General features: G+C 67.6%; 12 protein-coding genes and 1 pseudogene. 4 read left to right on the top strand and 9 right to left on the bottom strand.

Annotated elements, in window-relative coordinates; genetic code table 11:
• The first annotated feature begins 67 nt into the window (after positions 1-67).
• Genes glnA (CA951_RS40250) through CA951_RS40260 form a run of 3 tightly spaced genes read left to right on the top strand, consistent with a single transcriptional unit; the run spans position 68 to position 5390 of the window.
• Positions 68-1408, top strand: coding sequence for a type I glutamate--ammonia ligase (glnA, locus tag CA951_RS40250; protein WP_005247775.1), 1341 nt, complete (start codon positions 68-70; stop codon positions 1406-1408).
• An 8-nt stretch (positions 1409-1416) separates the two neighbouring features.
• Positions 1417-4431, top strand: a complete 3015-nt coding sequence (locus CA951_RS40255; protein ID WP_087562185.1) for a bifunctional [glutamine synthetase] adenylyltransferase/[glutamine synthetase]-adenylyl-L-tyrosine phosphorylase — start codon at positions 1417-1419, stop codon at positions 4429-4431.
• Complete coding sequence (locus CA951_RS40260; RefSeq protein WP_087562174.1) at positions 4428-5390, top strand: endonuclease/exonuclease/phosphatase family protein; 963 nt, start codon at positions 4428-4430, stop codon at positions 5388-5390. Before CA951_RS40255 ends, CA951_RS40260 begins: the two co-directional genes overlap by 4 nt.
• Positions 5391-5393: 3 nt before the next feature.
• On the opposite strand, the gene CA951_RS40265 is transcribed toward CA951_RS40260, so the two are convergent.
• The 7 genes from CA951_RS40265 to glnA (CA951_RS40295) form a co-directional block, all read right to left on the bottom strand.
• Complete coding sequence (locus tag CA951_RS40265; RefSeq protein WP_087562175.1) at positions 5394-6377, bottom strand: glycine betaine ABC transporter substrate-binding protein; 984 nt, start codon at positions 6375-6377, stop codon at positions 5394-5396.
• Entirely contained in the window at positions 6377-7150 is a 774-nt protein-coding gene (locus CA951_RS40270; protein ID WP_087562176.1) for an ABC transporter permease, read from the bottom strand. Before CA951_RS40270 ends, CA951_RS40265 begins: the two co-directional genes overlap by 1 nt.
• Positions 7147-8373, bottom strand: a complete 1227-nt coding sequence (locus CA951_RS40275) for an ABC transporter ATP-binding protein (RefSeq protein ID WP_087562177.1) — start codon at positions 8371-8373, stop codon at positions 7147-7149. The genes CA951_RS40270 and CA951_RS40275 overlap by 4 nt, the downstream gene beginning before the upstream one ends.
• The gene (locus CA951_RS40280) at positions 8366-9016 is read right to left on the bottom strand and encodes an ABC transporter permease (protein WP_087562178.1); all 651 of its coding nucleotides are present in this window, start codon (positions 9014-9016) and stop codon (positions 8366-8368) included. The genes CA951_RS40275 and CA951_RS40280 overlap by 8 nt, the downstream gene beginning before the upstream one ends.
• A gap of 99 nt (positions 9017-9115) precedes the next feature.
• Positions 9116-10096, bottom strand: coding sequence for an antibiotic biosynthesis monooxygenase (locus CA951_RS40285; RefSeq protein WP_087562179.1), 981 nt, complete (start codon positions 10094-10096; stop codon positions 9116-9118).
• 6 nt (positions 10097-10102) lie between these two features.
• Complete coding sequence (locus CA951_RS40290) at positions 10103-11356, bottom strand: multidrug effflux MFS transporter (RefSeq protein ID WP_087562180.1); 1254 nt, start codon at positions 11354-11356, stop codon at positions 10103-10105.
• 267 nt (positions 11357-11623) lie between these two features.
• Positions 11624-13060, bottom strand: a complete 1437-nt coding sequence (glnA, locus tag CA951_RS40295; RefSeq protein WP_005247755.1) for a type I glutamate--ammonia ligase — start codon at positions 13058-13060, stop codon at positions 11624-11626.
• Positions 13061-13271: 211 nt separating this feature from the next.
• Between glnA (CA951_RS40295) and CA951_RS40300 the strand changes: the two genes are divergently transcribed.
• Positions 13272-13748 (top strand): RDD family protein, encoded by a 477-nt coding sequence (locus CA951_RS40300; RefSeq protein WP_087562181.1) that lies wholly within the window; start codon positions 13272-13274, stop codon positions 13746-13748.
• 84 nt (positions 13749-13832) lie between these two features.
• Here CA951_RS40300 and CA951_RS40305 read toward each other — a convergent pair whose 3' ends face one another.
• Positions 13833-14591, bottom strand: coding sequence for a DUF4191 domain-containing protein (locus CA951_RS40305; RefSeq protein WP_012688122.1), 759 nt, complete (start codon positions 14589-14591; stop codon positions 13833-13835).
• A gap of 73 nt (positions 14592-14664) precedes the next feature.
• Positions 14665-14886 (bottom strand): annotated as a pseudogene (locus CA951_RS40310) (lipoyl synthase); the annotation flags it as partial.

Genomic DNA, 14886 nt, shown 5'->3' on the forward strand with positions numbered 1-14886 from the left:
CGGAATCCGAAACAGTCGAATCAACGAAGTAACACAGATTTAACGAACTTTGCTTACTCTCGCGGACATGGATCGCCAAAAGGAATTCGTGCTTCGCACCCTCGAAGAGCGCGACATTCGGTTCGTCCGATTGTGGTTCACGGACGTTCTCGGATACCTGAAATCGGTGGCGATCGCCCCCGCGGAACTGGAAGGTGCCTTCGAGGAAGGTATCGGCTTCGACGGATCAGCCATCGAGGGCTTCTCCCGGGTGTCCGAGGCGGACACGGTCGCGAAGCCGGACGCCTCCACGTTCCAGGTGCTGCCGTGGAGTTCGAGCAAGGGGCATCAGCATTCCGCCCGCATGTTCTGCGACATCGCCATGCCCGACGGTTCGCCGTCCTGGGCGGATTCGCGGCACGTGCTGCGCCGCCAGCTGAACAAGGCCAGCGATCTCGGCTTCAGCTGCTACGTGCACCCCGAGATCGAGTTCTTCCTGCTCGAGAACGGGCCGATCGACGGCACCCCGCCGAAGCCCGCCGACTCCGGCGGCTACTTCGACCAGGCGGTGCACGACTCCGCGCCCAACTTCCGCCGCCACGCGATCGACGCGCTCGAGTCGATGGGCATCTCCGTCGAGTTCAGCCACCACGAGGCGGCTCCCGGCCAGCAGGAGATAGACCTGCGGTACGCGGACGCCCTGTCGATGGCCGACAACGTGATGACGTTCCGGTACGTCGTCAAGGAGGTCGCGATCGCCGAGGGCGTGCGCGCGACGTTCATGCCCAAGCCGTTCAGCGATCAGGCCGGCTCGGCGATGCACACCCACATGAGCCTGTTCGAGGGCGACACCAACGCCTTCCACAACCCGGACGATCCGATGCAGCTGTCGGAGACCGGTAAGGCGTTCATCGCCGGCATCCTCGAGCACGCCAACGAGATCAGCGCCGTCACCAACCAGTGGGTGAACTCCTACAAGCGCCTGATCCACGGCGGCGAGGCCCCGACCGCGGCGTCCTGGGGTCCGTCCAACCGGTCGGCGCTGGTCCGCGTTCCGATGTACACGCCGAACAAGGCGTCGTCGCGCCGCGTCGAGATCCGCAGCCCAGATTCGGCCTGCAACCCGTACCTGACGTTCGCCGTTCTTCTCGCCGCAGGTCTGCGTGGAATCGAGAAGGGCTACGAACTGCCTCCCGAGGCCGAGGACGACGTGTGGGCGCTGACGTCGGCCGAGCGCCGCGCCATGGGCTACCGCGAGCTGCCCGGCAACCTCGACGGCGCACTGCGCGAGATGGAGAAGTCGGAGTTGGTGGCCGAAGCCCTCGGCGAGCACGTGTTCGACTTCTTCCTGCGCAACAAGCGGCGTGAGTGGGAGGAGTATCGGAGCCACGTGACGCCGTTCGAACTCAAGACGTATCTGGGGTTGTGAGCAAGAGCATGGTGAAGCCTCCAGCAGCGCGTTCTGCCGTTCCCGGTCCGGGTCGTCTGGGTCTCGTCGAGCCGACCGCTCCGTCCGAACTCCGCGAGCTGGGCTGGGTCGGTGAAGACAGCATCGAACTGCTGTGGTCGCTGTCGCGGGCCGCGAACGCCGACCTCGCCCTCCGCACCCTGGTGCGCCTGAAGGAAGGGCTCGGCGAGGGCTGGGCCGAACTCGATACGGCACTGCGTACCGACAAGGGCCTGCGCGGCCGGCTGTTCGGGCTGTTCGGCGCGTCCAGCGCGTTCGGCGACCACCTGGTCGCGGACCCCGCGTCCTGGAAGATCCTCGCCGGCGACGTCCGCCTGCCGTCGAAGGACGAGGCGACCGCCACGATGATGGCCGCGGTCGGTGCCGAACCCGAGGAGGGTGCCCACCCGGACGCCCGCCTGCACCGGGCGAAGGTCACCGGACCCGATGCCATCGCGGCGCTGCGCAAGACGTACCGCGACGAACTGATGCTGCTCGCCGCCGTCGACCTCGCGGCGACCGTCGAGAACGAACCGGTACTGCCGTACCAGACTGTCGGCCATCAGCTGTCCGATCTGGCGGATGCGGCACTGGACGCCGCCCTCGCGGTGGCCGTCGCCGCCGTGTGCCCGGACGCCCCGTGCCCCGTGCGGCTGGCCGTGATCGCCATGGGCAAGTGCGGTGCCCGCGAACTCAATTACGTCAGCGACGTCGACGTCGTCTTCGTCGCCGAACCCGCCGACTCGATCGCCAGCCGCATCGCCGGCGAGATGATGCGCATCGGGTCGTCGGCCTTCTTCGACGTGGACGCCGCGCTGCGGCCGGAGGGCAAGCGCGGGGAACTCGTCCGCACCCTCGAATCGCACGTCGCGTACTACAAGCGCTGGGCGAAGACCTGGGAGTTCCAGGCCCTGCTCAAGGCCCGCCCCATGATCGGCGACGCCGCGCTCGGACAGCAGTACGCCGACGCCCTCAACCCGATGGTGTGGACCGCCTCCGAGCGTGAGGACTTCGTGCCCGAGGTGCAGGCGATGCGCCGCCGGGTGGAGGAGATGGTTCCGCCGGAACTGCGCGAGCGGGAACTGAAACTGGGTCGCGGCAGCCTGCGCGACGTCGAGTTCGCCGTCCAGCTCCTGCAACTCGTGCACGGGCGGGCCGACGAGGCGCTGCACGTCCAGAGCACCATCGACGCGCTCACCGCACTCGCCGCCCGCGGCTACGTCGGCCGCGACGACGCCGCGAACCTGGCCGCGTCCTACGAGTTCCTGCGGTTGCTCGAGCACCGGCTGCAGTTGCAGAAGCTGCGCCGCACGCACACCCTGCCGCCCGCCGACGACGAGGAAGCGCTCCGCTGGCTGGCCCGGGCCGCGCACATGCGACCCGACGGCAGCAAGGACGCGCTCGGCGTCCTCAACGCGGAGATCAAACGCAACGCGCACCGGGTGCGGCGCCTGCACGCGAAACTGTTCTACCGGCCGCTGCTCGAATCGGTGGCGCGCATCGACAAGGAAGCGCTGCGGCTGAGCCCGGACGCGGCCATCCGCCAGCTCGCGGCGCTGGGCTACACCGCCCCGGAGAACGCGCTCGGCCACCTCACCGCACTCACCAGCGGTGCATCCCGCAAGGGCCGTATCCAGGCGCTGCTGCTGCCGACCCTGCTCGAATCGCTCGCCGACACACCGGATCCCGACGCGGGCCTGCTCGCATACCGGCGGCTGTCGGACGCGATGACCGATCAGACCTGGTTCCTCCGGTTGCTGCGCGACGAGGCCTCGGTCGCCGAGCGACTGATGACGGTGCTCGGATCCTCGGCCTACGTTCCCGATCTGCTGATCAAGGCACCGGACGTGGTGCGGCTGTTCGCCGATTCACCGGCCGGACCGCGACTGCTGGAGTCGAAGCCGGAGGACGTCGCCCGCGGCATCCTGACGGCGTCGGCACGCCACGACGACCCGGCCCGCGCGATCGCGGCGGCGCGCTCCCTGCGCCGCTACGAACTGGCCCGCATCGCGTCCGCGGACATCCTCGGCATGCTCGACGTGCCGGGCGTGTGCAAGGCATTGTCGTCCGTATGGGCGGCCGTGCTCAACGCCGCCCTCGCCGCCGTGATCAAGGCGAGCGAAAAGGAACTCGGCACGCCCGCTCCCGCGACGTTCACGGTGATCGGCATGGGCCGGCTCGGCGGCGGTGAACTCGGCTACGGTTCGGACGCGGACGTGCTCTTCGTGTGCGAGCCGCGCGAGGGAATCGACGAGACCGTCGCCGTCAAGTGGGCCAACAGCATCGGCGACAAGGTGCGGACCCTGCTCGGCGCGCCGAGCACCGATCCGCCGCTCGAGGTCGACACCGGTCTGCGGCCGGAGGGTCGCAGCGGCCCGATGGTGCGCACGCTGGCGTCCTACGAGGCCTACTACGCGCAGTGGGCGCAGGCCTGGGAGATCCAGGCGCTGCTGCGCGCCCACCACGTGGCGGGCGACGCCGACCTGGGTCTGCGCTTCCTGCACATGATCGACAAGACCCGCTACCCGGAGGGCGGAGTGTCGGACCAGGCGGTCCGCGAGATCCGGCGCATCAAGGCACGCGTCGACTCCGAGCGGCTGCCGCGCGGCGCCGACCCCGCGACCCACACCAAGCTCGGGCGCGGCGGTCTCGCCGACATCGAATGGACCGTGCAGCTGATCCAGCTCCGGCACGCCCACGAGATCGAGTCGCTGCACAACACGTCCACCCTCGAGACACTCGACGCGATCGGTGCCGCCGAGCTGCTCAGCGAGTCCGACGTCGAACTGCTGCGCGACGCGTGGATCACGGCGACGAAGGCCCGCAACTGCCTCGTCCTCGTCCGCGGCAAGGCCACCGATCAGCTACCCGGGTCGGGACGCGTCCTGTCCGCGGTCGCGCAGATCGCCGGCTGGGGCGGCGGCGACGCCGGCGAGTTCCTCGACAACTACCTGCGGGTGACCCGGCGGGCCAAGGCTGTGGTGGAGAGAGTCTTCGGGGAGTGATCGCCACCTGGGGGGCGCGGGCACTGATCGCCCTCGGGTGGCTCGCGGTGCTCGTCGGCTTGTTCGGTGTGGTGCTGCGATTCCTCGACGTCCAGAATCAGCGTCTGCTCGTACTGGCGTCCGCCGTGCCCTACCTGATGGCGGCCGCCGCGGTCGGGGTGCTGTTGCTGGGAATCACCCGGCACTGGATCGGGTTCGGGGTCGCACTGACCGTGGCCGCGGTGGCCACCCTGTCGCAGGGCCCGCTGTACGTGGCGAATTCGGTGCCGGCGTCCGGGCCGGAACTGACGGTGATGCAGGCCAACATCTGGCTCGGCAACGCGGACGCCGACTCTCTCGTCCGGCAGATCCGGGACCGCGACGTCGACGTGCTCACCGTCGACGAACTGACGCCGGAGGCCGTCGACCGGCTGTTGGCCGCGGGCCTCGAATCGACCCTGCCGTACTCGTTCCTCATGCCCGGCGGCGGCGGTGAGGGAACCGGGATCTGGAGCCGGTACCCGCTGACCGACAAGGTCCACCACTCGGAGTTCGTGCTGTCCGCGCTGTCGGCCAGGGTGGAACTCCCGGACGGTGCGAGCACGGCACTGTACGCGTTCCACCCGGTCCCGCCGTGGCCGTCGGATCCGTCGCTGTGGTCACGCGAAATGGACCGCATCAAAGCCATTCTCGACGCCGTCCCCGCCGACTCGGGACCCGTGATCGTCAGCGGCGACTTCAACTCCACCCGCGACCACGTCAAGTACCGCAACCTCGTGACCGGACGCTACCGCGATGCCGCCGACCAGGTCGGTGCCGGAATTCAGAACACGTATCCCGCCGACCGGCAGCCGTTTCCGCCGATGATCGCGATCGATCACATCGTCACGAGCGGGGCGCAGGCGCAGTCCGTGGAATCGGTGGTGCTGACGGGCTCGGATCACCGGGGCCTCCTCGCGAGGATCACCCTCGGCGGCTGACCGTCACGGGAGCGTGACGAATCCCTTCTGCACCAGCCAGTCCCGGGCCACGTCCGCCGGTTCCTCGCCCTCCACGTCGACCCGCCGGTTCAGTTCGGTGATCTCCTCGTTGGTCAGCTCCGCGGAGATCGGGGCCATCACGTCCGCTACCTGCGGGTGCGCCTCGGCGAAATCCTTGCGCATCGTGATCGCCGGGTTGTACTTCGGGAAGAACTGGCGATCGTCCTCCAGCAGCACCAGGTCGAGCGCGATGATCCGGCCGTCCGTCGTGAACACCTCACCGAACTTGCACTGCGTTCCGTCCGCGGTGGCCTGATAGATGATGCCGGTCTGCAGGATCTGGCGGTTCGCGCGGGCCGGATCGAAGCCGTACTTCGCGGCCATACCCGGGAACCCGTCCTGGCGGACGTTGAACTCGGTCTCCACGCACGTCGTCGCCGCGGCGGGGTCGCGGTTGACCAGGTCCGCGTATTCCGACAGCGTGGTGATCCCGGTCTCCTCGGCGGTCTGCCTGCTCATCGCGAGCGCGTACGTGTTGTTCATCGGGGCCGGATCCACCCACACCATGCCGTTGCGTTCGAGGTCCTGGTCGCGGACCGCCTCGAACTGCGCGGTCGGGTCGGGAATCGGAATCTCGTTGCCGAGGTAGTTGATCCACCCGGTCCCGGTGTACTCGTAGGTGACGTCGATCTGACCGTCCAGCTGGGCGTCCCGCGTGCTGTTGGACCCCTGGATGTTGGTGAGGTCGCGCACGTCGGCGCCTGCGGCGCTGAGCGCGAATTCGATGATGTATCCGAGGGTGACCTGCTCGGTGAAGTCCTTGGACCCGACGGTGATCGGGACGCCCTCGAGTTCGGGGACGGGCTGGATGCTGCCCGGTTCCACCGACAGCGGCAGGGCGCCTCCGGATTCGAGGCCACAGGACACTGTGAGGACCCCGCAGAACGTCACGGCCGTCGCGGCGATCGCCTTCCGCAGGAAGTTCATCAGCGCAGCCCCTTCGGGCCGAGGAACTCCTCGGCCAGGGCGCCGCACCAGTCGACGAGCAGCGCCAGCGCGACCGCGAGCACGGCACCGACGACCAGAGTCACGTTGTCGCGCAACTTGTATCCGGTGTCGATGAGGATGCCGAGACCGCCTGCGCTGACGAGGAAACTGAGCGTCGCGGTGCCCACCGCGAGGACCAGGGACGTGCGCAGTCCCGCGAGGATGTACGGGACGGCGAGCGGAAACTCGACCTTGCGCAGCACGAGACCGGCCGTCATGCCCTGCCCCCGCCCGGCGTCGATGACCGCGGGATTGACCTCCTGCAGACCGAGGATCGTGTTCCGCAGCACGGGCAGGAGTGAGTAGAACGCGATGGGGAGCACCCCGATCCAGAACCCGGTGGTCCCTGTCGCGAGAAACAGCAGCACGAGCAGTCCGATGGCCGGTGCGGCCTGCCCGATATTGGCGATTCCGATGAAGATCGGTGCGAATTTGGTGTACCCGGGCCGGGTGAGCAGGATCCCCAGCGGGACGGCGACGATGACGACGATCACCACCACGACCACGGTGATCAGCACGTGCTGCCACGTCAGCGTCGCGATGTTCGCGGCATTGAGACTGCCCTTCTGCGTGGCGGTCAGGTCTCGGCTGAACGCCCAGCCGAGGACACCCACCACCAGGAAAAGGACGAGGATCGGCTGGACCAGCAGGCGGGCCCGCTCCGACCGCCGGGCGGCCGGGGCGGTGGGCTTCGTGGTGACGGCGGCCGTCATGACGGTGTCTCGCCCTCACTCGCCCCGTCCTGCTCCGGTTCGCCGGCCTCGTCGTCGTGCGCATGCTCCTCACGCATCGCCGACAGGTGCGCTACCAGCGTGTCGATCGTGATCAGGCCGTGGAACTCGCCCTTCCGTCCCGTGACGATCGTCGACGCGCTGCTCTCCGCGAGTAGCGCCTCGAGGGCGTCCTGCAGCGTCGACTGGGTGGACACGACCTCTTCGATCGGGTCGCCGATGTCGCGCAGGGAGGTGGCGGTCTCCAGATGCCGCAGCGACACCCAGCGGACCGGGCGATCCCGCGCATCCAGCAGGACGCCCCACTTGATCTTGCGGGGGGCGATCGCCGCCCGCAGATCGTCCACCGAGCCGTCCTCGTACGCGATCGGGCAATCGAGGAGGTCGACCTCCGCCACCCGGGTGAGCGTCAACTGCTTCAGCGATGCGTCGGCGCCGATGAACCCGGCAACCATGTCGTTGGCGGGATGGGCGAGGATCGCCTCCGGAGTGTCGTACTGCATGATGTGCGACTGGTTGCCCAGCACCGCGATGCGATCACCCAGCTTGACGGCCTCGTTGAAATCGTGCGTCACGAACACGATCGTCTTGCCGAGATCGGACTGCAGCCGCATCAACTCGTCCTGCAGCAGCCCGCGCGTGATCGGGTCGACCGCGCCGAACGGCTCGTCCATCAGCAGCACCGGCGGATCGGCGGCCAGTGCCCGCGCCACCCCGACGCGCTGTTGCTGACCGCCCGACAACTGGCGGGGGTAGCGCTCGCGGTAGAGGCCCGGTTCGAGTCCGACGAGGTCGAGCATCTCGTCGGTGCGGTCGGCGATCTTCTTCTTGTCCCAGCCGATCAGCCCGGGGACGGTGCCGACGTTCTTGGCGATGGTCAGGTGCGGGAACAGCCCGGCCTGCTGAATCGAGTAGCCGATGCCGCGCCGGAGTTTGTCGGGGTCGATGGACAGGGCGTCCTTGCCGCCGATCGTGATCTTTCCCGACGTCGGTTCGATGAGCCGGTTGATCATCCGCATCGTGGTGGTCTTCCCGCAGCCGGACGGGCCGACGAGGACCACGATCTCCCCTGCGGGGATGCGCATCGAGACGTTGTCGACCGCCGCCTTTTCCTGCCCGGGATAGCTCTTCACGACGTCTTCGAGGACGATGTCCACGCCCGAGACCGCGCTGCCGTTGGTGTGAGGTGTATCGAGATCAGTCACGGATCCCCCTGGAGGTGGTGAGTCGGCCGACGACGGCGAGGACGCCGTCGAGTAGGAGGGCGAGGATCACGATGAGCACGGTCCCCGTGAGGGCCTGCGGTATCGCTGTCGGGCTGCCGACGCGGGACAGTCCCGAGAAGATGAGGTTGCCGAGCCCGGGGCCCTTGGCGTAGGCGGCGATCGCGAGGATGCCCATCAGCATCTGCGTGCTCACCCGCATGCCCGTCAGGATCGACGGCCACGCGAGGGGCAGTTCGATTCTGCTGAGCACCGTCGTGCGGCTCATCCCCACACCGCGGGCGGCGTCGGTGACGGCAGGGTCGACGGACGCGAGTCCGAGGATGGTGTTCCGGATGATCGGCAGCAGCGCGTACAGCACCAGGGCGGTCACGGTGGGGGCCACACCGAGCCCCAGGATCGGGATGAGCAGACCGAGCAGGGCGAACGACGGGATGGTGAGGATCGTGCCTGCAAGGGCGGTCGCGATCGCGGACCCGGCCGGGCTCCGGTACACCAGGATCCCGATCGCCACCGCGACGATCGTGGCGATGATCACCGACTGCACGACGGCACTGACGTGCAGGAGCGAGTCGGTGAGAAGTTGCTGTTTCCTGGCGGAGACGAAGTCCCACAGTTGCTGCATGTCCAACCGCGCACACCTTTCTCCAGATGTGAAAACAGACCTCGGTCCTTCACAGTGCTACGTACCCGGACATCGCGCAGGTGAATCGGGAAACTCGACTCAGGTCGTGGGGATCATGAACAGCAGGGTGCACACGCCGATCGAGATCGCGAACAGCACGACCATGACGGCGTAGCCCAGATTCCGCCGCCGGGCCGGGATCGCCGGGTCCATCCACCACCCGAACGCCTTGAACGCGGCTGGAACCGCCCACCACCCGAGGATCTGGGTGGTGACCAGGTTCCCGATGAACAGGGCGACGGCGATCGGCACGCCGTGCGCCTCGATGAACGGCGCACTGAAGAAATGACCCCAGATCACGACCAGCGGGTACAGCACGAGCAGCGCCAGAAGGTTGCTGCGGGCGACGGGTACCGGAGGCGGTTCGTCGCCGCCCGTGCCGCGGAACCAGAAGTCGAAACCGTAGCTCGCTTTGCGGATCCGGAGATTCTTGTTGAACTTCTCGCCCTCCTCGAGGAGGGCGGCCCGCTCCGGGGAATCCATCCACGACCCCAGGTTGTCCTCGGTGTCGAAGCTGAGCACGATCGTCCAGTCCTCGGTGATTCCCTGCACCGGCCTCTCGACCTTGTGTCCCCGAAAGCCCCGGAACCCTGCCTCGGTGGCGGAGATCTTCCGCTGCCAGTCCATGAACGCCGACTCGTCCGCGGGGTCGACGTGGCAGGAGATGACGACCGACGTCGCCGACTGCTCCCGGGTCTGCTCACCGGTGAGCAAGTGGACGTCCTCGTTGCCGATGAAGGCGTGCTTGATCTCCGCGACCAGTTCCGTGCGCAGGTCGCTGTCGAGCCACGCCCGGGCGTCGTCGAGAGTGGTGAACCGCAGCACGTCCACCCAGTCGTCCTGCACGGGCGGCGACGGCGGCACGATGTCCTGATCGATGAAACCGGGAACCGTCGCGAGGGCGTCCGCCGCGCGTTTCTGCCACTGCGAGTACTCGGCGTAGCGGGCGTCGTCGATCCGGCGTTGAAAGATCACCGACACCGGGGATGCGGCGGGGCTGTGCTGACTCGGGTGCGGCACGTGAGATCACCTCCGGTCGGTTCGTGGTGCGGGCTCCTCGGCGGGGGAACTGTCGGACCGCCGGGCGGATGTGGTGAGCAGGAGCAGAATTCCGGCGCCGGCGCCGAGAACGAGGTAGAGCCAGCCGAGCGGTGCCTGGCTGTTCTCCGGCAGGACGCCCGCGACTGCCATCGCCGCGCTGACGACGAGATAGCAGGCGGCGGTGACGACGCCGCCGATCAGCCCGAGATTGCGGGTGAACAGCCCGAGCGCCAGCCCGTACATCTGCGGGCAGAGCACCCCGCATCCGGCGAGTGCGAGGCAGGCGCCGATCGTGATGGCCGGCGCGGTGACGACGGACATCCCGGCCGTGACGGCTAGTACCAGCGCGCCGAGTACGAACACCCACCACGCGCCGAAGGCGAGGCGGCGGGTGCCGACCCGGACGGCGAGTGCGCTGCAGGCGAGTTCGCCGAGAAGGTTGGCGCCGCCCACGACGAGCGCGACCGCGCCGTAGGCGGCGGGGGAGAAGCCGAGGATCTCCTGGTACAGGAAGGGCGCGACGACGCCGAACACCATCTGGGCGGACGCCATCAGCCCGAACACGAGGACGAAGCCCACAAAGATGCGGTGGCGCAGCGCGGCCCGCAGCACCCGCGCCGCGGCGGTGGCGTCGACCGGTGACCGCGATTCCTTCGGAAGCGTCTCCGGCAGTCCCACGACCACGAGGGGAACGGCGAGCGCCGCCAGCAGCGCGATCAGCCCGAACACCAGGCGCCACGAGATGAACTGCACGAGCAGACCGCCCACGGCGGGCGCGAGAACCGGGGCCAGCCCCCACGCGGCCCCGAGGAGACCGGACACGGACGTGAGCTTGGCGCCGCGGTAGCAGTCGGCGGCGATCGCATACGCGAGGACGAGGCACGCACACCCGCCGACACCCTGCACGAATCTCAGTCCGAGCAGGACCGTGATGTTCTGCACGAGTGCGCATCCCACACTGGTGACGACGAGGATCGCCAGGCAGGTCAGCAGAGTTCGTTTGCGGCCCACCGCATCCGCGATCAGTCCGACCGGGATGAACGCCAGACTCATGCCCAGCATGTACGCCGTCACCGTGTTCTGGACGACGGCCGCGGAGGCGTCCAGATCGATCACCATCTGCGGCAGCGCCGGGGTGTAGATGTCGAGCGGGATCTGGCTGAGCGGAATCACCAGGAGCAGGATGACCACGACACGGCGCGGCACCGGGACGCCGGTCGGCGTCGTGGGCACTGACATCCCGCACCACCTGCTTCTCGACCCATGGGGATGGAGAACGGAGCAAGTTTCCCGCAAGCCTTCACGTGAACGTTCCGCAACGGTCCGTGCGGTCGGTTCCCTGGATCATACGACCGCGGACTGCCACGCCGTGCGGGTTCCGGGTGCGCCCGCAGCGGGGGGCCTGGGAAGTACGACGAGCCCACCCATGTCACCGGCTGCACACAGCCGGCGCCACGGATGGGCTCGTCAGGAAGTACCGTCCCGCATTTCGGCGGGCATCACGACTTACACGTCGTAGTACAGCTGGAACTCGTACGGGTGCGGACGCAGGTTGACCGGAGCGATCTCCTGTTCACGCTTGAGCGAGATCCACGTCTCGATCAGGTCGGACGTGAACACGCCACCCTCGGTGAGGTAGTCGTGATCGGCCTCGAGGCGGTCGATGACGGCCGACAGGCTGGTGGGAGCCTGCGGGATGTTGCGGGCCTCCTCCGGCGGGAGCTCGTAGAGGTCCTTGTCAACTGGAGCCTGCGGCTCGATCTTGTTCTTGATGCCGTCGAGACCGGCCATCATCTGCGCCGCGAAGTTCAGGTAGGGGTTACCCGAGGAGTCGGGGGCGCGGAATTCGAGGCGCTTGGCCTTCGGGTTGTTGCCGGTGATCGGGATACGCACGGCCGCCGAGCGGTTGCGCTGGCTGTACACCAGGTTGATGGGGGCTTCGTAGCCCGGCACCAGACGGTGGTACGAGTTGATCGTCGGGTTGGTGAACGCCAGCAGCGACGGGGCGTGGTGCAGGATGCCGCCGATGTAGTGACGCGCCATGTCGGACAGGCCCGCGTAGCCGGCCTCGTCGTGGAACAGCGGCTTGCCGTCCTTCCACAGCGACTGGTGGACGTGCATGCCCGAACCGTTGTCGCCGAACAGCGGCTTCGGCATGAAGGTGGCCGACTTGCCGTGCTGCCATGCGGTGTTCTTCACGATGTACTTGAACAGCTGCAGGTCGTCAGCCGCTGCGAGCAGCGTGTTGAACTTGTAGTTGATCTCCTGCTGGCCGCCGGTGCCCACCTCGTGGTGGCCGCGCTCGAGCTCGAAGCCTGCGTTCTGCAGGTTGGTGGAGATCTCGTCGCGCAGGTCGACGTAGTGGTCGTAGGGAGCGACGGGGAAGTATCCACCCTTGGGGCGGACCTTGTAGCCCAGGTTGGGGCTGCCGTCGGCGTTCACGTCGTTGCCGGTGTTCCAGGAACCCGAGATGGAGTCGAGTTCGTAGAACGCGCCGTTGATGCCGGAGTCGTAGCGGACCGAGTCGAAGATGTAGAACTCGGCCTCGGCGCCGAAGAAGGCGGTGTCGGCGATGCCGGTCGACTTCAGGTATTCCTCGGCCTTGCGCGCGACGTTACGCGGGTCGCGGCTGTAGGACTCGCGCGTGAACGGGTCGTGCACGAAGAAGTTGATGTTCAGCGTCTTGGCGGCGCGGAAGGGGTCGATCTGGGCGGTGGCGACGTCGGGGAGGAGCATCATGTCGGACTCGTGGATCGACTGGAAGCCGCGGACGGACGAACCGTCGAACGCGAGGCCGTCCTCGAACACGTCCTGGTTGAACGCGGACGCGGGGATCGAGAAGTGCTGCTGCACGCCCGGCAGGTCGCTGAACCGGATGTCGACGTACTCGACGTTCTCGTCCTTGATGAACTTGATGACCTCTTCGGCCGTGGTGAACGCCACGCTTGTGCTCCTTAAGTCGCTTCAGCCAAGTGGATATTGGCGAAATTCGTCGAGCCGACGGTATGGACTTGGTGTTGCCCGCCGGTCAACCTTTTGTTTCGCCCGTGTTACACGTCGAATCGTCCTGGGCTTTTGCACCGGCTGTGACTGCGCACACAGCCCCAAGCTCCGGTGTGAGGTCCGCGGAGAGACGACGCCTATCCTGGACAGCATGGCACGTATCACCGGTTCTTGGCTCTCCGGACCTTCGGCTGCACTGCCGAACGGTGCCGACGAGACGACGCAGTCCTTTCGGGGCGAGCGCCTCGGGTTGCAGGCGGAAGGACCCGGTTCACTCGCGAGCACGGGACGCCGTCTCGCCGCGCTGATGATCGACTGGGTGACGTCGGCGGGCGTCGCCGCTCTGATCATCGGCGACAACTTCTTCGACGGCCCGTTCTCCACGATCACACTGCTGGTCTGGTTCGTCGTCGGTGTCGTCACGGTGAGTCTGTTCTCCTTCACGCCGGGGCAACTGTTCCTCGGCATGCAGGTGGCCCGGGTGGACGGACCTGCCCGCGTCGGCTTCGTGCGGGCCCTGGTGCGTCAGGCGCTGCTCGTGTTCGTCGTGCCCGGCACCATCACGGACATCGACGGTCGCGGCATGCAGGACCGCGCCACCGGCACCGCACTGATTCGCACGCGCTGACCCCAGAACGTCTTACGCCCGATGTCGGCTTCGACATCGGGCGGAGTAGGTGTGACGCGGACCAGGTGAAAAGGCGACCGGCTTCTAGCGGCGACGGATGGTGCGCTGCACGCCGCGCATCTTCGCGCCGCCGGGCATCGGCCCCTTGGGCAGTGCGGCGCCGCCACCGCGGCTGCTCAGCGCGGCGAGTCGCGACTCGATGGCGTCCATCCGCTTGGTGTCGATGTTCTTGGGGAGCTTGTTCAGGTGCTTCTGCAGCTGCGACAGCGGGACCTGGCCCTCGTCGTTGCCGATGACGATGTCGTAGATCGGGGTGTCGCCGACGAGGCGGGCCGTCTTCTTCTTCTCCTGGGCCAGCAGCGACTTCACGCGCTGCGGTGATCCCTCGGCGACCAGGATGACGCCGGGGCGTCCGATCACGCGGTGAACGGCGTCGAGCTGCGTGGTGCCTGCGACCGCGCTGGTCACGCGCCAGGAGCCCTGCATGTTGTCGAGCGCCCACGCGGCCGCACCGGCCTGGCCCTCGGCCTTGCCGTACACCGTCTTCTGCACGCGCCGACCGAAGATGATGAATGCACCGAGAACGCCGAGGAGGAGGCCGATCGGGAGGAGGAACCACTGCAGGCCCCAGATAAGACCGACGAGAAAGAACACCACCGCGAGTCCGACGAGTGTGCCGAGCATGAGCGGCAACAGCAGCTTGTCTTCCTTGCGCTGCATCTGGAACGCCTGCCAGAGCTGGGTTCTGCGTTCCTTCGACGCCTGCCTGCGGGCTGCCTTGGCGGCCGCCTTTGCTTCTTTACTGGGTTTGCCCGCTTTACCGGATTTACTGCCGTTCGCCATGCTTCTCAGGATACGTCCCTGGCCGTGCGCGGTGATGACCCGTCCGGTGTCGATCACCGCGCACGCGCCGCGGTCAGCGGGCGAGGCGCGCCATGAGGGAACTCGCCTCCTGCGAGGCGTCACCGCCTTCGGTGAGATGTGCCTGTCCAGCAGGCAATTCGCGCCCGTGGTGGGCCATCGCCTGTGCGTAGAGGCGGCCGGCGCGGTACGACGAGCGCACGAGCGGTCCGGCCATGACGCCGGCGAATCCCATCTCTTCGGCGGCCTGGGAGTGTTCGACGAACTCTTCGGGCTT

Origin of the sequence: Rhodococcus sp. NCIMB 12038 (genome assembly GCF_002165735.1) — a bacterium.
GTDB lineage: Bacteria > Actinomycetota > Actinomycetes > Mycobacteriales > Mycobacteriaceae > Rhodococcus_F.